Origin of the sequence: Streptomyces sp. P17, from assembly GCF_032436805.1 — a bacterium.
Classification (GTDB): domain Bacteria; phylum Actinomycetota; class Actinomycetes; order Streptomycetales; family Streptomycetaceae; genus Streptomyces.
The window spans coordinates 30866-47162 of record NZ_JAVRBF010000013.1 but is presented as its reverse complement, the minus strand read 5'-3'; the positions used below and the strand labels follow the sequence as shown (position 1 = coordinate 47162).

At 71.2% G+C, this 16297-nt stretch carries 14 protein-coding genes and 1 pseudogene; 5 read left to right on the top strand and 10 right to left on the bottom strand.

The annotated features are described in order from the left end of the window. Positions 1-46 precede the first annotated feature (46 nt). Together glgA and RMT89_RS10845 are read right to left on the bottom strand one after the other, a co-directional pair. Positions 47-1198: a glycogen synthase gene (gene glgA / locus RMT89_RS10850; RefSeq protein ID WP_315883607.1), complete on the bottom strand. Its 1152-nt coding sequence runs from the start codon at positions 1196-1198 to the stop codon at positions 47-49. A gap of 34 nt (positions 1199-1232) precedes the next feature. Then, on the bottom strand, positions 1233-1970 hold the full coding sequence (locus RMT89_RS10845) for a (2Fe-2S)-binding protein (RefSeq protein WP_315883698.1): 738 nt from the start codon (positions 1968-1970) through the stop codon (positions 1233-1235). 199 nt (positions 1971-2169) lie between these two features. Between RMT89_RS10845 and RMT89_RS10840 the strand changes: the two genes are divergently transcribed. Next, entirely contained in the window at positions 2170-3192 is a 1023-nt protein-coding gene (locus RMT89_RS10840; RefSeq protein ID WP_315883606.1) for a DMT family transporter, read from the top strand. Here RMT89_RS10840 and RMT89_RS10835 read toward each other — a convergent pair. Beyond that, the gene (locus RMT89_RS10835; RefSeq protein ID WP_315883605.1) at positions 3182-4306 is read right to left on the bottom strand and encodes a transglycosylase family protein; all 1125 of its coding nucleotides are present in this window, start codon (positions 4304-4306) and stop codon (positions 3182-3184) included. The genes RMT89_RS10840 and RMT89_RS10835 overlap by 11 nt on opposite strands. A gap of 279 nt (positions 4307-4585) precedes the next feature. On the opposite strand from RMT89_RS10835, the gene gndA reads away from it, so the two are divergent. Continuing rightward, positions 4586-6025 carry an NADP-dependent phosphogluconate dehydrogenase gene (gene gndA / locus RMT89_RS10830; RefSeq protein WP_315883604.1) on the top strand — a complete coding sequence of 480 codons (1440 nt, stop codon included), beginning with the start codon at positions 4586-4588 and terminating at the stop codon, positions 6023-6025. Between the two features lie 508 nt (positions 6026-6533). Here the strand turns inward: gndA and RMT89_RS10825 are convergent. Genes RMT89_RS10825 through panD form a run of 3 tightly spaced genes read right to left on the bottom strand, consistent with a single transcriptional unit; the run spans position 6534 to position 7989 of the window. Next, positions 6534-7199, bottom strand: a complete 666-nt coding sequence (locus tag RMT89_RS10825; RefSeq protein WP_315883603.1) for an aspartate/glutamate racemase family protein — start codon at positions 7197-7199, stop codon at positions 6534-6536. Beyond that, a complete protein-coding gene (locus RMT89_RS10820; protein ID WP_315883602.1) occupies positions 7199-7543 on the bottom strand; it encodes a GNAT family N-acetyltransferase in 345 nt (114 codons plus the stop codon). Before RMT89_RS10820 ends, RMT89_RS10825 begins: the two co-directional genes overlap by 1 nt. A 26-nt stretch (positions 7544-7569) precedes the next feature. Then, positions 7570-7989, bottom strand: coding sequence for an aspartate 1-decarboxylase (gene panD / locus RMT89_RS10815; RefSeq protein ID WP_315883601.1), 420 nt, complete (start codon positions 7987-7989; stop codon positions 7570-7572). 557 nt (positions 7990-8546) lie between these two features. On the opposite strand from panD, the gene RMT89_RS10810 reads away from it, so the two are divergent. Continuing rightward, a complete protein-coding gene (locus RMT89_RS10810; RefSeq protein ID WP_315883600.1) occupies positions 8547-8915 on the top strand; it encodes a hypothetical protein in 369 nt (122 codons plus the stop codon). A gap of 355 nt (positions 8916-9270) precedes the next feature. Here RMT89_RS10810 and RMT89_RS10805 read toward each other — a convergent pair. Together RMT89_RS10805 and RMT89_RS10800 are read right to left on the bottom strand one after the other, a co-directional pair. Then, positions 9271-9488, bottom strand: a pseudogene (locus RMT89_RS10805) (IS630 family transposase); the annotation flags it as partial. A gap of 114 nt (positions 9489-9602) precedes the next feature. Continuing rightward, a complete protein-coding gene (locus RMT89_RS10800) occupies positions 9603-9797 on the bottom strand; it encodes a hypothetical protein (protein ID WP_315883599.1) in 195 nt (64 codons plus the stop codon). Between the two features lie 216 nt (positions 9798-10013). On the opposite strand from RMT89_RS10800, the gene RMT89_RS10795 reads away from it, so the two are divergent. After that, positions 10014-10475 (top strand): hypothetical protein, encoded by a 462-nt coding sequence (locus RMT89_RS10795; RefSeq protein WP_399497942.1) that lies wholly within the window; start codon positions 10014-10016, stop codon positions 10473-10475. Between the two features lie 3 nt (positions 10476-10478). Here the strand turns inward: RMT89_RS10795 and RMT89_RS10790 are convergent, their stop codons facing one another. Next, positions 10479-10697 carry a hypothetical protein gene (locus RMT89_RS10790; protein ID WP_315883597.1) on the bottom strand — a complete coding sequence of 73 codons (219 nt, stop codon included), beginning with the start codon at positions 10695-10697 and terminating at the stop codon, positions 10479-10481. Positions 10698-10902: 205 nt separating this feature from the next. On the opposite strand from RMT89_RS10790, the gene RMT89_RS10785 reads away from it, so the two are divergent. Continuing rightward, a complete protein-coding gene (locus tag RMT89_RS10785; RefSeq protein ID WP_315883596.1) occupies positions 10903-12240 on the top strand; it encodes a diacylglycerol kinase family protein in 1338 nt (445 codons plus the stop codon). 2 nt (positions 12241-12242) lie between these two features. On the opposite strand, the gene RMT89_RS10780 is transcribed toward RMT89_RS10785, so the two are convergent. Beyond that, a complete protein-coding gene (locus RMT89_RS10780) occupies positions 12243-16130 on the bottom strand; it encodes a glycoside hydrolase family 2 TIM barrel-domain containing protein (protein ID WP_315883595.1) in 3888 nt (1295 codons plus the stop codon). Between the last annotated feature and the right edge of the window lie 167 nt (positions 16131-16297).

Genomic DNA, 16297 nt, shown 5'->3' with positions numbered 1-16297 from the left:
CTCCCCTCACCGTGGTTGATCCATGCCTGCCCCCGCGCACGGCCCCCTACGCCTGTTCGAGGATCTCCTCGTAGAGGCGGACCGTGCGCCGCGCCACCGCGTCCCAGCCGAACTCCCCCACCGCGCGCTCCCGTCCGGCCTCGCCCATCGCCCGGGCGCCCTCCGGATCACCGAGCACGGAGTCCAGGGCCTGTGTGAGAGCCGCCTCGAAGTCGTCGTCCAGGGGCACCAGAAGCCCCGTCTTGCCGTCGTCGACGACCTCCGGGATACCGCCGACCTGGGACGCCACCACGGGAGTTCCGCAGGCCATCGCCTCAAGGTTGACGATGCCGAGGGGTTCGTACACCGAAGGGCAGACGAACACGGCGGCGTGCGTGAGGAGTTGGATCACCTCGGGGCGGGGCAGCATCTGCGGGATCCAGTGCACGCCCGCTCGCACCCGGCTCAGCTCCTCGAAGAGGTCGCGGAACTCCTGGTCGATCTCCGGGGTGTCGGGGGCGCCGGCGCACAGCACGACCTGCGCGGCCGGGTCGATGTCCCGTACCGCGCGCAGCAGATGGGGCACGCCCTTCTGGCGGGTGATCCGGCCGACGAACAGGACGTACGGACGATCGCGGTCGATGCCGATCCGGTCCAGGACGTCGGTGCCGTGGTCGGGGCGGTACAGGCCGGTGTCGATGCCGTTGTGGACCACGCGCACGCGTGCCGGGTCCAGCGCCGGATAGCAGGCCAGGATGTCCTCGCGCATGGCACCCGACACGGCGATCACCGCGTCCGCGGTCTCGATCGCGGTGCGCTCGGCCCAGCTCGACAGGGCGTATCCGCCGCCGAGTTGCTCGGCCTTCCAGGGGCGCAGCGGCTCCAGGGAGTGCGCGGTCATCACATGCGGGACGCCGTACAGCAGCTTCCCGAGGTGGCCGCCGAGATTGGCGTACCAGGTGTGGGAGTGGACCAGTTCGCTGCCCTCCAGGGCGGCGGCCATCGCGAGGTCCACGGAGAAGGTGCGCAGCGCGTCGTTGGCGGTGTCGAGCGCGGACCAGGGGCGGTGGCGCAGCACGCCCTCGGCGCGGCCCTCGCCCCAGCAGTGCACCTCCAGGTCGACCAGGGACCTCAACTCCCGGGCGAGGAACTCCACATGGACGCCGGCGCCGCCGTACACGTCCGGCGGGTACTCCCGGGTCAGCAGTCCCACTCGCACCCGCAACCCCCTGTCTCGGCCGGTTCCCCCATGGTCACCCAGATGCGGCGCGCGGGGAAGAGCGCGGGGGCCGTGTGAAGCAGCAGTCGCCGCACACACCGCCGCCGGGCACCCGGTAGTAGAGACAGCAACTGCGCCGCCGCAGGTCCGCGTCGAGGGTGCCCGCGAGGCGGGGGTGCGCGAGCAGTCCGGCCGCCAGGGCACGCGTGCGTACGGCGTCCTCGGTACGGCCGTGCGCCCGCGCCCACCGCTCCAGCTGCCGGGCGGCGCCGGCCAGCGCGGAAGCGGCGTTGCCCCACAGGAGGCCCTCCGCGACCCGGTAACGCGCGTGCACCAGCGCAGTCAGCGGTTCCAGGTGCGCGTGCAGGACGGCGTCCGCCGCGTCCCCGGCCGACGGGCGCAACTCGGTCAGCCACAGATCGTCGGGGGCGCTGCCGTCGGGGTCCCAGCGCAGCAGCCGGGGGTCGAGGTCGGGGAGCCGGCCGTAGCGGACCGCGCAGCCGAGCGCCACCGACCACAGCCGGGCCGCGAGCCCCTGCTGGGCCACCGACGCCGCGATCCGCAACTCGGGGGCGCGCAGGGATTCGGCCACCTTCCGGACTCGGAAAGTCATAGAATTGTCGTAAACATCCGATGATGTCCGGCCGTAGGTCTCGGCCAGGGTCGGCAAGGACCCCGCGGGCGCTCCGGACGTGCGTAGTACGAAGAAACCGCCGAGTGGGCGGAGCGCGATGAGTTCGGGGTCGAGGTCCACGAGGAGCAGTAGTACCAAGGCGGGGACGTACACGCCCTACGCGGCGCCACCCACCCTGGGGAGGACGGAGGGCGTTTTGTACTCCATCGGCAGTAGGAGGCATTGCCTGCTCAGGTACGACGACGGGAAGAACTTTTAGGGGCATCGTGTTGGCTATGGAAGCCGACCGTTGGCCGCGCGGGACAAAGAGCCCCCGCCTCACGCAGAGGAGCCGCTCATGAGTGCCCTCGCGTTGTCCGTGCTCCTGTCGCTCGTCTCCGCCGTCGCCTACGCGGGCGGAGCGATCGTGCAGGAGCGGGTCGCGGTGTCCACGCCCGGACAGCAGTACGCACCCCTGCGCCGTCCGGTCTGGTGGGCCGCGGTGGCGCTGAACGGCCTCGGCGGACTGCTCCACGTGGCGGCCCTCGCCTTCGGACCACTGAGCCTGGTCCAGCCACTGGGAGCGCTCACCATCGTCTTCGCGCTGCCGATGGCGGCGCTGTTCGTGGGCCGCAAGGCCGGCTCGACCGCCTGGCGCGGCGCGATCATGGCGACCGTCGGTCTGGCCGGACTGCTCTCCCTGGTCGGTGCCTCCGAGTCACAGTCGCTCGACACCGCGCAGCGCACCGGCGTGGCCCTGGTCACCGCGGGTGCCGTGGTGGCCCTGATGATCGCGGGCCGGGCGGCCCACCGGCACCCGGTGGTGCGCAGCGTGCTGCTCGCGACCGCGTCCGGGATCGCCTTCGGTATGTCCTCGGTGTTCACGAAGATCGTCGCGGTCGACTGGAGCGGCGGGGTGACGGCGGGCGACCTGCCGTCCCTGGCCACCATCGGCGTCTTCGCCACGGCCGGCCTGCTGCTGTCGCAGGCCGCCTACCGCGGCGCCGGACTCGCGGCGCCGCTGGCGGTGCTGACGGTCGTGAACCCGGTGATCGCGGCCGCGGTCGGCATCACGTTGTTCGGCGAAACCTTCCGCTACGGCACCGCCGGCACGGCGCTCGCGCTGAGCTGCGGTGTGGTCGCGGCGGGCGGCCTGATCCTGCTGACGACGGAGCGCATCCAACGCACTCCGGCACCTGCGCAGCCAGTAGCGGAGGTCCCTGCGACGCCGGCGCCCGCCGAGGAGCTGGTCGTCGTGCTCCCCGCGCAGCAGGAGGCGACCCCGAGCGCCGCATCGCCGCACCTGTACGGCCCGTTCTACGGCGGCCCGTACGTCCCGGTGCCGGTCCTGGACCGGCACCGGCTGCGCATCAAATCCTGACCCCGCCTGCCCTCAGGTAGGCCACCGGGTCGATGTCCGTCCCGAAGCCGGGCCCCGTCCGCACCTCGAAGTGCAGATGCGGGCCCGTGCTGTTGCCCGTGGACCCGGAGCGGCCGATACGCGAGCCCGCGCCGACCTGCTGACCGCTCTTCACGGAGATCGCCGAGAGATGGGCGTACTGGGTGTAGCGGCCGTCGGAGTGCCGGATCAGCACCTGGTAGCCGAAGGAGCCCTCCCAGCCCGCGCCGACCACCGTGCCCCCGGCCACGGACCGCACGGACGTGCCGGTGGCGACGGGGAAGTCGAGGCCGGTGTGGTAGCCCTTGGACCAGGAAGCGCCCGCCTTGTGGTACGGCGTGCCGGTGGGCGCGCTCACCGGGGAGACCATGGTCTTCTTCGAGGTCTTCTCGGCCGTGGACTTCTCGGACTTCTCGGACTTCTCGGAAGTCTTCTGCTTGGGCGCGGACTTGGCGGCCGTCGGGGTCGTCTTCGTGACGGCCTTGCCCCCGAGAGCGATCCGCTGCCCGGGCACGATCAGGTCCGGATCCGCCCCGACGGTTGTCCGGTTGGCGTCGTACAGCCGCTGCCAGCCGCCACGGACGTCCTGTTCCTCGGCGATCGTGGAGAGGGTGTCACCGCGCACCACCGTGTACATCTCGGCCTTGCCGGCCCGGGACTGCGGTGTGGTCTGCGGCTTGACGTCCGGCACCGAGGTCTTGACCTGGGGGGTGTCCCCACCCCGGGTGAGCCCGGCCCGTACCGAGCACACCGGCCAGGCGCCGGGGCCCTGCCCGTCGAGCACCTTCTCCGCGACGGCTATCTGCTCGTCCTTGGTGGCCAGATCGGCCCGTGGGGCGTACCGGGTGCCGCCGTACTGCTCCCAGGTGGACTGGGCGAACTGGAGGCCGCCGTAGTAGCCGTTGCCGGTGTTGATGTTCCAGTCGTTGGTCGACTCGCACGCGGCGACCTTGTCCCAGGTCTCCACGTCCGCCGCCTGCGCGGTACCGGTACCGATGAGCGGGATCGCCATCCCGGCGCTGCCCGCCGTCACGGTGAGCGAGGCGCGGTTGATCCTGTTCGGCTGATACCGGCGGTGCCGGCCGCGTACGGCCATATCGGTGCCCCCTCGACAGGCGTCAGGAGGGCCAAAAGTAAGCGCCCGTAACAGGCCATGACAAGACGGCAATCGGCCGCGATGTGGCTCAAGAGGCAAGGCGGGAACTCCGGTTGGGAAACGGGTGAGGCGGCCCGGCCCTTTCGTGCGTATCAGCCTGCGGAACATCGAGCGACCCGGAAGTGCGGCCGGAGTACCGGCACGTCAAGATGGTCACTGCGGCAATACTGGCGGCCACGACCGGCACCACCGGTACCGGATTCCTTAGGAGCCAACGGAATGAGCAATTCAGCCCAGATCGGCGTCACGGGACTCGCGGTCATGGGCCGCAATCTCGCCCGCAACTTCGCCCGCAACGGCTACACGGTCGCGGTGCACAACCGGACGTCGGCGCGTACGCACGCACTGGTGGCGGAGTTCGGTGACGAGGGTGAGTTCATCGCGGCCGAGACCGCCAAGGACTTCGTGGCGGCGCTGGAGCGGCCCCGCCGCCTGGTCGTCATGGTGAAGGCGGGCGAGCCCACCGACGCGGTGATCCAGGAGTTCGCCCCCCTCCTGGAGCCCGGGGACATGATCATCGACGGCGGCAACGCGCACTTCGCCGACACCCGGCGCCGCGAGCGCGAACTGCGCGAGCAGGGCATCCACTTCGTCGGCATGGGCGTCTCCGGCGGCGAGGAGGGCGCGCTCAACGGCCCGAGCATCATGCCGGGCGGCCCGAAGGAGTCGTACGACTCGCTCGGCCCGATGCTGGAGAAGATCTCCGCGAAGGCGGCGGACGGGGCGCCCTGTGTGACCCACGTCGGTCCGGACGGCGCCGGGCACTTCGTCAAGATGGTGCACAACGGCATCGAGTACGCCGACATGCAGCTCATCGGTGAGGCGTACCAGCTGCTGCGCGATGTCGCGGGCTACTCCCCCGCGCAGATCGCGGAGATCTTCCGGACGTGGAACACCGGGCGTCTCGACTCCTACCTGATCGAGATCACGGCCGAGGTGCTGGCGCACGTGGACGAGGCGAGCGGGAAGCCGTTCGTGGACGTCGTCGTGGACCAGGCGGAGCAGAAGGGCACGGGACGGTGGACCGTGCAGATCGCGCTGGACCTGGGCGTGCCGGTGTCGGGCATCGCCGAGGCGGTCTTCGCGCGCTCCCTGTCCGGCCACGCGGCACTCCGCGAGGCCTCGCGGGGTCTCGCGGGGCCGAAGGCCGCTCCGCTGAGCGAGTCCGAGGCGGCCGCGTTCGCCGACCGCGTGGAGCAGGCGCTGTACGCGTCGAAGATCGTGTCGTACACGCAGGGCTTCCACGAGATCGACGCGGCGCGCGCGGAGTACGACTGGGACATCGACCTGGGTGCCGTCTCCGCGATCTGGCGCGGCGGCTGCATCATCCGGGCGGCGTTCCTGGACCGGATCCGCTCCGCGTACGACGCGCGGGCCGATCTGCCGAGCCTGTTGTCCGACGAGACGTTCGCACGGGAGATCGCCGAGGCGCAGGACGACTGGCGCGAGGTGATCGTGTCGGCGACGCGGCAGGGCGTACCGACGCCCGGCTTCTCCGCGGCCCTCGCGTACTACGACGCACTGCGTGCCGAGCGGTTGCCTGCGGCGCTTACGCAGGGGCAGCGGGACTTCTTCGGGGCGCACACGTATCGGCGGGTCGACCGGGCCGGTTCGTTCCACACGTTGTGGGGCGGGGATCGGTCCGAGGTGTCCGCCTGAGAGGTCGGGCGGATCGGTCGTGTCGCGGGTGCGGGGGTGTGGGGGCTGGTCGCGCAGTTCCCCGCGCCCCTTCCCTGCACTTTGCGCACCCCGCTCTGTCAGCTGAGCGGTGGGCCCGGTTCCGGGTTCGGGACCGGCTCGGGGCCCGGCGGGATCGGCGACGGGTTCGGGTCCGGGACCGGTTGGGGGCCGGGCGGTGGGGGTGTGGGGCTGGTCGCGCAGTTCCCCGCGCCCCTTCCCTGCACTTTGCGCACCCCGCTCTGTCACCTGAGCGGTGGGCCCGGTTCCGGGTTCGGGACCGGCTCCGGACCGGGCGGGATCGGCGACGGGTTCGGGTCCGGGACCGGTTGGGGGCCGGGCGGTGGGGGTGTGGGGACCGGGCCCGGGGACGGGTGTGGGTCGGGGGGTGGCGTCGGCGCGGGCCCTGGGGTCGGGTCCGGGTGGACCGGGTCCGGGTACGGGTTGGTCATCGTGTCCTCCAGCCTGAAATGAAGAGCGGCTCTCTGGACTACTGCCCCGCGTACCCCGGCTCGCCGGTGCAGTCACCCGCCTGGGCCCCGGCCGCCAGGCCCAGGCGCGGGCTGGAGAGCACCGGGACGGTGGTCGTCGTCAACTGCTGGGCCGGGGCCATCGAGGCCTGGGCCAGGACGATCGCGTCGGCGGAGGTGACTTCGTCGGCGGCGGTCGCGATCAGCCGTACGTACGCCTCCGTGTCGCCTGCCTCGAAGCGCGGCCAGGCTCCCTCGACGAGGCGGGTCTCCACGGTGACCCGGCGTCCCGCGCGCTCGGCCTCCTCCTCGATCAGGTCCGCTGTCGGGCGGAGCGTGCTCTCCAGGGCGGCGAGGACGACGATCCGGTGGCCGGTCGCGACCGCGGTCGCGGCCATCGGGCGGTCGACACGGAGGACGGGCACCCCGACCTCGGCGGCCGCGGCCTCCGCCACGCCTCCGATGGTCGAGCAGGTGCACAGCACCGCACGCGCGCCGTCGGCGACAGCGCGGTGAAGAGCCGCAGACACATCGTGCGCGACCGCGTCGGGTCCCTCGACACGGGCCCGTTCCAGGAGCCGCTCGTCCACGAAGTGCCGTAGCTCAAGTCCCGGACGGGTCTCGTCGCGCAAGGCGTCGAAGACGGGGACGTGGACCGGTGAGGTGTGCAGCAGGGCGAGGGGCATCAGAAGCGGCCGGGGTGTGCCACGAGCCATTCCTTCGCCGCGCGGAGCAGTCCGGGGTCGGCGGCGGGGGCCTCGTCGGGGTGGCGTTCCGCCCACTTGACGACGTACGGGCACAGGGGTGCGACGACCGTGCCCTCGCGCTCGGCGATGGCGTACAGCTCGCGGGCGAGGGAGCCGGCGATGCCCTGTCCCTCGTGGGCGGGCTCGACGATGGTGTGCACGGGGACCAGGGCGTGCCCGGGGGCTTCGAGGACGAAGTACTCGATGTGGCCGACCACTTCGGCCCCGGCGAACGCCTCCAGACGGCCCGCCGCCCGGTCGTCGCGGATCTCGATGTCGCTCATGGGCACGCTCCTGGGTCCTGCGCCGGTCAGGCCGGTACGGCCTGCGGGCTGCGTTCCTGGTCCGAACCCGGCACCGGCTCGGACGGGTCGGCGCCGAGGGCCACGATCCGGTTGTCGCCGTCCACATGCACCACCCGCGGCTTCAGCGCCCGCGCCTCGGCGTCGGAGACCTGAGCGTAACTGATGATGATCACCAGGTCTCCGGGGTGCACGAGATGGGCGGCGGCACCGTTGATCCCGATCACGCCGGAGCCGCGTTCGCCCTCGATGACGTACGTCTCCAGCCGGGCGCCGTTGGTGATGTCGACGATGTGCACCAGCTCGCCGGGCAGCAGATCGGCGGCGTCGAGCAGGTCCGCGTCGATGGTCACCGATCCCACGTAGTGCAGGTCGGCCTGGGTGACAGTGGCGCGATGGATCTTGGACTTGAACAGAGTACGCAGCACTTTGGACTCCTATGTGACGGCTCCCTGCCTGCTTTATGCAGGTCAAGGGCGGTCTCGACTGTACACCGGGACACGCCGGCCGAGGATGGTGAGGAACATCGCTGCGCTCGGGCGAGACAGCTTCACGCCTGGGCTTTCGCGCCGCACCGGCGCCTGTTCGGGCAATTGTCCGGGAGAGCCCGGCGCCTCATGCTGACCGGACGCTGACTTGCCTGATGAGCCATCAAAGGTGCGGGAGACCACTCTGCACACGGACGACGTGCGTCCACGCACCGGCCTGTCGGGCACCGACATCGCTCTGGTTCGTGGAACACGGTCCCTTTGGCCGTCGGACGGTCGGCGCTCGACCGCCCCGGAAGCCGGCTCGCTGCCTGCCGCCCGCCGGAGGCCCCTCGGCAGCGCGGGACTCGCGAGCGAGGCGGGGCCAAGGCGCCGACTTCGGCCCGCCCAAGCCGAAGTCCAAGTCACGCGCCCCTGCGCACTTGCGTGCGCCGCTCGTCCCTTCCGTACGGTCCAGCCGATGGCGAACCGCCCTCGCACACCGTGAAGGAGAGCTGTTGAAGCCGGCCGAGGAAGTGCTCCAGGACCTGACCCAGTCCTCGAACGTCTCCGTCCACTCCGACGACGCGCTCGTCGGGAAGGTGAAGGCCGCCATCACGGCGGACGACGAGAAGCGCAAGGAGAATGAGGACGAGCCGCTCCGCCGGAAGCCCGCCCTCGTCCCGATCCTGCCGACGGAGCTGCCCCGGCAGTTCGAAGTGACCCTCTGGGACGTGCTCCACACCCTCGCCCGGGCCACTGCCCTGTCGTGGCGTGGTGCGGGCCGGGGGCTGGCGGAGCACTGGGGCGCACTCAAGTACACCCAGGCCCTGGCCGGCGCCCCGGGTGGAGCGGCAACCGGCTGCGCTGCCGACCTGGTGCCGTGACCGCGAAGGTTCGCCGGGTTGCCCAGGGTGCGCACGGGAGTTGACGGCGCACGTATGGTGGAGAGGAAACGCATCAACGCTCGCCCTGGGCTACGACCCGGGCGAGCCGAACGGGGGAAGAAAGGTGCGTGCCCGATGACGATCGGGCTCCTCTCCACGATCGCTGCTGTGTTCTACGGGGGTACAGTCTCGGTCCTCGCTCTTACTGCGACCTTTGCTCGGCGCCGTACACTGCGGCGCGAAGCGCGCAGCACCCTTGCTGTCCTGGTACCTGGGAGGGCGGTGGAGTCGCAGCAAGCAGACGGCGCGGCAGTAGGCCCAAGGAGCTGAGCGGTTACCGCGAACTCAAGTGCTTCGGGGCGCCGTCGGGCCGGGCGGCGCTGATCGACTTCAGCGCGGACAGCGTGTTGGCAGTGCCCTTGCGGCGCCGGTTGACGCCCCACAGCCGGTCGTCGCCCACGGAGTAGCAGCCGTGGAAGTAGGTCACGCCGTGCGGGCGGCGGTAGGTCGCCGACGGTCGGGCTTGCTCTGCTTCGCCCGGCAGGAGCCGACGGTGGGCCGGATCCCCAAGGGGTGGGTCGGGGACGGGACGCGTGCACCGTTGCCGGTGTCGGTCTTCCCGTCCCCGCCCGCCGAACCGGACGTGCCCGTTGGCCGGGCATCCGGCTCTCCACGTGACCCGATGAGTCAGGTGAGGTGTTCGCTGCCCCGGCCGAGGAAGGCCATATCGTCGTGGTTGGTCCGGCGGAAGCGTGCTCCGTCCGGATCGACCTCATCGATGTTGTATGGCGTGCTGATCTGCGCTCCGCGGTAGCGGTAGCGCTCGACCCGCATCTTCGCGGGGTTGTAGAGGACCATCCTCTGCCACACAGAGCGCTCCATGCCGCGGAACGGTCGGCCCCAGGAATTCGCCACGGTTCGCCACCCCTTCCGCGCGATAGAAATATCTACCAGCATGAAAAGCGCCTGGTCGGCCGCCCTGGCAGTGAGGGAAGAGTGCGGTCCGCTCGCGCGGGCCGATGGACCCCGGAGGACACCTTGCGCACAGGGACGAAGCAGGCTGTCGAATGGCTCGCCGCCGCCGCCACCGACCCACGGATGTGCAAGCGGCAGTGGCATGACGTGGACGGGATCGCGGTGCTGGCCTGCGGGCGGTTCTGGGACGTGCTGAGCGTGCCGGAGGAACTGGGCGTGCTCGCCCTGGACGTGCTGCTGTGCATCCCCCAGCCTCCCGGTCCCGCGCTGATGGACGCCGCCGCCCGCCGCGTGGCCTTCTTCCTGCCGCCCGACCCCCAGGGCCGCTGGATCGGCTCGGGCATCCGGTACGCGGGCCAGGGGTCGTGGATCGCGGTGCCCGCGCCGCACCGGCTCGCGGGGCGGCTGCGCTGGCTCGTTCCGCCCGACGGCAGCGGTGCCCTGTTCGTACCCGCCGCCGTGGAACTGGCCCTCCAGTTCGCCCTCGGCCGGCTCGCCGCCCAGGGCGACCCGAAGCGGCGGTGCCCGATGTGCGGGACGCCGGCCGCCCGGCCCGTTCACCGCGGCAACGCCAGCCCGAACTGACCCCTACGCGGAACCTCCGGCCACGGCGGGCGGACCGGAGGCGAGGGCGGTCCACTGCGCGTCATACGTGCCGGGCACCGTCCGCCCGCCGGCCCGCCACTCGCTGACCATCGCGGCATAGATGGGCGGATCGTGCCGGCCCATCAGGGCGGGTGCGCCGTACGACGCCGGTCGGTCCTCGCGCTCCAGGAGGAGCGGGCCGGTCGTGGCTGTGCAGTCCATGCCGGTGCAACGCGGCCGCGCACACGGGTGGCACGCCGGTACCGGGGCATAGCCCGTAACGGAGGAGGCAGGCATCCCTCGTTCGGGGCCATGCGGTTGTCCGACAACAACATCGCCCGCCAGCCGGCGGTGGCGTCGCAACGGGGTCTTCGCGCCGCTGCGTGAGCCCTGCTGTATGCCGGGCGTCCACCCCTACGATGACCACGTGATCGACGACGTGAGCGGACGGAGCTATCGCACGCAGCGGTGGGCCGCGAGGGCGGCGCTGGCGGCTGCCGGGCTCGCCGTGCTCGTGCCGCTCTGGTACGGCGGCCTCGAAGGCGTGGTGCTGCTGATGGCCGGTGCTGTCGGCCTTGTCGTGACCGCGGCCGCGGTGTGGTGGACGGTGAGTCTGCGCGGGCCGCTCAGATGGGTGGCGGCGCTGGTGGCCCTGGTCGTGCCCGCGTGCCTCGTCGCCCTGTTCGCCGCCACCGTCTTCTGGGCGCTGCCGCTGACGCTGGCTCTGGGGGGTCTCGCCGTCTGGTGCGGCCGGTACGCGCTGCGCGGCACCGGGTCGAACCGGGTGAAGGAGCGCCGGTGCCCGCCGCCGAAGCGACCGTTCCTGATCATGAACCCGCGCTCCGGCGGCGGGAAGGTCGTCCGCTACGGCCTGCGGGAGCGGGCCGAACAGCTCGGCGCCCGGGTCGTCGTACTCGATCCCGAGCGGCCGCAGGATGTCACCGCGCTGGCCCGGGCCGCCGTCGCGGACGGTGCCGATCTGCTCGGGGCCGCGGGCGGCGACGGCACCCAGGCGCTGGTCGCGGCCGTCGCCGCCGAGCACGGCCTCCCGTTCCTGGTCATCAGCGCCGGTACCCGCAACCACTTCGCGCTGGACCTGGGCCTGGACCGCGACGACCCCGCCGCCTGCCTCGACGCGCTGACCGACGGCGTCGAACTCCGCGTGGACCTCGGCTTCGCCGGTGACCGGCCGTTCGTGAACAACGCCTCCTTCGGCGCGTACGCGGCGATCGTGCAGAGCCCCTCGTACCGCGACGACAAGCTCGGCACCAGTCTGGAGCTGCTGCCCGACCTGCTCACCGGCCGGCAGGGGCCGCGGCTCACCGCCCGCGCGGGAGAGGTCGCCCTGGATGCCCCGCAGGCGGTGCTGGTGAGCAACAACCCGTATCGGACCGGCGATCCCTTCGGCTTCGGCCGCCGCGACCGGCTCGACACGGGCGTGCTCGGCGTCCTCGGGATACGGGTGGAGAGCGCGGCCGAGGCCGCCGCGCTGATCCTCGACCCCGCCCCGGCCGCGCTCACCGTCCACACCGCCCCCGAGGTCGTCGTCGAGTCCGACCGGGCGGAGGTCGAGGTCGGCCTCGACGGCGAGGCGCTGGTGCTCCCTTCGCCGGTCCGCTGCCGAGTCGCGCCCGGCGCGCTGAGTGTCCGCGTACCGCGCAAGCGGCCGGGGCGCGCCGGACGCGAACCAAGCCTGGACTGGCGCCGGTTGCGCAAACTGGCCGCGGCGGTCGGTCGTACGGCCGCACCCGGCCGCCGCGTCTGAATTCACTCCGTCGACGTGGGCCGCCGCGAGGCCCGGGTCGCCTCGGCGAGGTCGGTCAGAGGGCGCAGCCGGTAGGTGTAGGCGTAGTCCCGGTCGGCGAACAGCTTGTACTCGTCGTGGGTGTGCGCGCCCCAGCTGTTGTCACCGCCCACGCCCATCTGGCGGTGGTTCACCCGCAGGACGACCTCCTCTCGCGGGGTGAGCTGGTAGTCGTGGCGCGCGCCCGCCGACAGGTCCTCCGGGGTGAAGTGCGAGGCGTTGATCTCCAGCAGCGGCTCGCCGCTGACCAGCAGTCCGGCGCCGGAGCGGTCGGTGAGGGCGGCCCAGCGGACGTCGGTCTTGTTGCCGTTCTCCTGCGGGCGGATGTACGGGGTCCACTGCTCGGCGACGGTGCCGGAGTACAGGCCGACGTCGGTGCCGTTGTTGCGGTCCCAGTGGTTCTCCTCGGGCCCGCGGCCGTAGTAGTGCAGCCGGTCCAGGCGGCCGGGGAGGAAGAGAAGCGTGCCGACCTCGGGGATGTACGGCAGTGAACTCGCCCCCGGGTGGAGGGTGTTGTCGACCTTGATCTCGCCGTTGCCGAAGACGGTGTAGGTGGTGGTGTACGTCGACTCCGTGGTCGTCGGCAGGGTGCCGCTGACCTTGATCTCGACGGCCCGGTCGCGCAGGGGGCGGACGCTGACGTCGGTCACCTCGCGGTTCGTGCCGGCGTCCCGCCAGGTCTGGTTGCGGGTGTGCTGGCCGTTACCCCTGTCGTTGTCGGTCGGCGCGCGCCAGAAGTTCGGCGCGGGCCCGGAGCTGATGAGCCGGGCGCCCGCGGCCTCGTACGACGTGATGACGCCGCTCTTCTTGTCGACGGTGACGGAGAAGTTCTTGCCCGTGACGGTGACGGACTCCTCGCCGTCGACGTACGCGAGCGCAGGCACGCTGTCCAGCCGCACCGGGGTCACGGCCGGACTGCCGGAGCCCAGGGCGAGTTGCTGCCGGGCCACCTCGAAGCCCGCCTTGGCCCACTTCGTGGACTCCTTGGTGGTGAAGGAGAGTTCAAGGAAGTACTCGGCCTCCCCCGACAGCTCCACCGGCACGGTGATGTCCTTGCTCGACAGGGAAGGGACATCGAGCTGGGCCCGGCTGAGCTTGCCCTGCCGGACCGCCTTGCCGTCCGCTCGCAGGGTCCAACCGCCGTCGAATTCACGGAGGTTGGTGAACAGGTACTCATTGGTGAGGGTGATCGCGCCGCCCTCGCCGAGGGCCGCGTGGATCGCCTGGTAGACATGCTTGATCTCGGCGGCCTTGCCGGTGTGTCCGCGGTCGGCGGTGACGATGCCGTTCGCGACGAAGTTCCCGTCGTTGGGGTTGTCGCCCCAGTCACCGCCGTAGGCGAAGAAGGTCTTGTCCTTCGGCTGTTTCTCGGTGAAGCCGGCGGTGGCGGCGTCGAACCAGAAACGCACGCCCTCCTCGCCCGGTCCCCGGCTGCCGGAGGCGAGTTCGGCGGCGCTCAGGGGGCGGGCGTAGACGCGGGCGCGCCGGATCGTGCCGCTGAACTCGCGGGTCGAGTTGTCGACGTCGGTGGCGAGGCAGAGCGGCGCGGTGTTGCTGCCGGGCCTGCGGGTGGTGGTGCGGGTCGCCTTGGCCTCGCCGTCGACGTAGAGGGTGAGCGTGCCCGCGTCCGCGTCGAAGACGCCCGCGATGTGGTGCTCGGTGCCGGTCCAGCCGGCCGCCGGCAGGGGCCAGGTGGCGGTGATCCACTGACCGCCGCCGTGGATGAAGAACTCCAGGTTCCTGGTGGTCTGCTTCAGCGCGTACTGGGTGTCACCCTTGGCGATGATCGGCTGGTGGTAGCCGGTCACATGCGGGGTGACCCAGGCCTCCAGGGTCAGCGAGCCGGTGAGATCCAGGCGCGGGTCGCGGGCGAAGACGGTGCCGCCGTAGACGCCTTTGGCGCGGTCGAAGGTGCCGGAGGGGGCGAGGATCTCGCCGCGCAGGGCGGCGGGGCCGGTCTCGGTCAGCAGCTTGCGGGTCGGTGTCGGCCAGCTGAGGGACTGGTCGACGAAGTCCCAGATCCAGCCGCCCTGCAGGACGTCGTAGCGGCGGACGAGGTCCCAGTACTTCTTGAAGTTGCCGTTGGAGTTCCCCATCGCGTGGGAGTACTCGATCATGACGTACGGCCGGGTGTCCGCCGTGTCCTTCGCGCGGTCCTCGACACGGGCGGGGCTGTCGTACATCTCGGAGCGGATGTCGCTGACGCCGGGCCGGTCGTCGCCCTCGTACTGGACGACGCGGGTGGTGTCGTACGACTTGATCCAGTCGTACATGGCGTTGAACGCGGTGCCGGTGCCGGCCTCGTTGCCGAGGGACCAGATGACGACCGAGGCGTGGTTCTTGTCGCGGTGGACCATGTTGCGGGCGCGGGCCACGCAGGCCTTGGTCCAGTCGGCGTGGTCGCCAGGGTACTGGCCGCGGATGCCATGGGTTTCGAGGTTCGTCTCGTCGACCAGGTAGAGGCCGTACTCGTCGGCGAGTTCGTACCACACCGTGTTGTTCGGGTAGTGCGAGGTGCGGACCGTGTTCATGTTCAGCCGCTTGATGATCCCGATGTCCTGAACCATGTCGGCGCGGGTGAGCGCGGTGCCGCGGTCGGGATGCATCTCGTGGCGGTTGGTGCCGCGCAGGGACACCGGTTGCCCGTTGATGCGCATCAGTCCGTCCTTCAGCGCGAACTCGCGCAGCCCGACCCGGTGGGACAGGGTCTCGATCACCTTGCCGGCCGGGTCGCGCAGGCGCAGCACGGCGGTGTACAGGTACGGGTGCTCGGCCGACCACAGCTTGGGCGCGGGCACGGACTTGGTCGCCCGTACGGTCGTGTCCTCGCCGGCCGGTCCGACGGCGGCGGTCTGCTGAAGGGGCCGGGACCAGACGGCGTTTGCGCCGGAGTCGTACAGCTGGGTCTCGACGGTGTACGAGCCGGAGGCGCCGCTCTCGTAAGCGCGCACGCTCGCCGTCACCGACAGCTGGGCGGACTTGTAGTCACCGCTCAGCGGGGTGTCCAGCTTGAAGTCGCGCAGGTGCACGGCCGGCGTGGAGTACACATAGACCGAGCGGAAGATGCCGCTCAGCCGGATCATGTCCTGGTCCTCCAGCCAGTCACCGTCGGAGTAGCGGTAGACCTCGACCGCGATCTGGTTGCTGCCGGGCTTCAGGAACTTGGTGATGTCGTACTCGGCCGGGGTGTAGGAGTCCTCGCGGTAGCCGACGAGTTCGCCGTTGATCCACACGTAGTGGGCGGACTTCACACCCTCGAAGTGCAGGAACGTGCGCCGTCCCGCCCAGTCGCGGGGGACGGTGAAGGTTCTTCTGTACTGGCCGACCGGGTTGTAGCGGGTCGGCGCGGCGGGCGGTTGCGGTTCCTCGCCCAGACCGTTGGGGCCCCAGTAGGGGTAGGTGATGTTGACGTAGATCGGGCGGTCGTAGCCGTGCGTCTGCCACACCGAGGGGACCGGGATGGTGTCCCAGTCGCTGTCGTCGACGTCGGCGCGGTGGAAGTCGGTGTCCCGGTCGTCGGGGCGGTCGGCGTAGGCGAACTTCCAGGTGCCGTCCAGGCTCAGGCGGTACGGCGACTTGGTGCGGTCGGCGGTGAGGGCCTGCTTGACGTCCGCGTACGGCATGAGCGTGGTGTGGGGCGGTTCGGCGCCCACCTCGAAGAGGCTGATGTTGCCGTTCCACTCCGGGGAGTCGGCAGCCGCCCCGGCTCCGTCGGCCGCTCGCGCCGGGGCGGGCAGGCCGGACAGGGCCAGCGCGCCGAGGACGGCGGCTCCGCCCTCCAGCAGACGGCGGCGACTCACGGACAGGGGACGGATCGGGTGGCCGGCGGGAGACTCGGGAGAGTGCGGCATGACCGTGGCCTTCCTCGGGACGACAGTGCGGCTCTGCAATGCGTGAGGGAGCGTCAGATCTTGTTCGGTGCTGTTGGCAAACCGAACGAACCCTAGGATGAGAACCCAAGGGAAGCAACGATGCTGTCGGTCTTTGTGTGTTCCCGAGTGGCGAGTTGGCCGTTCTT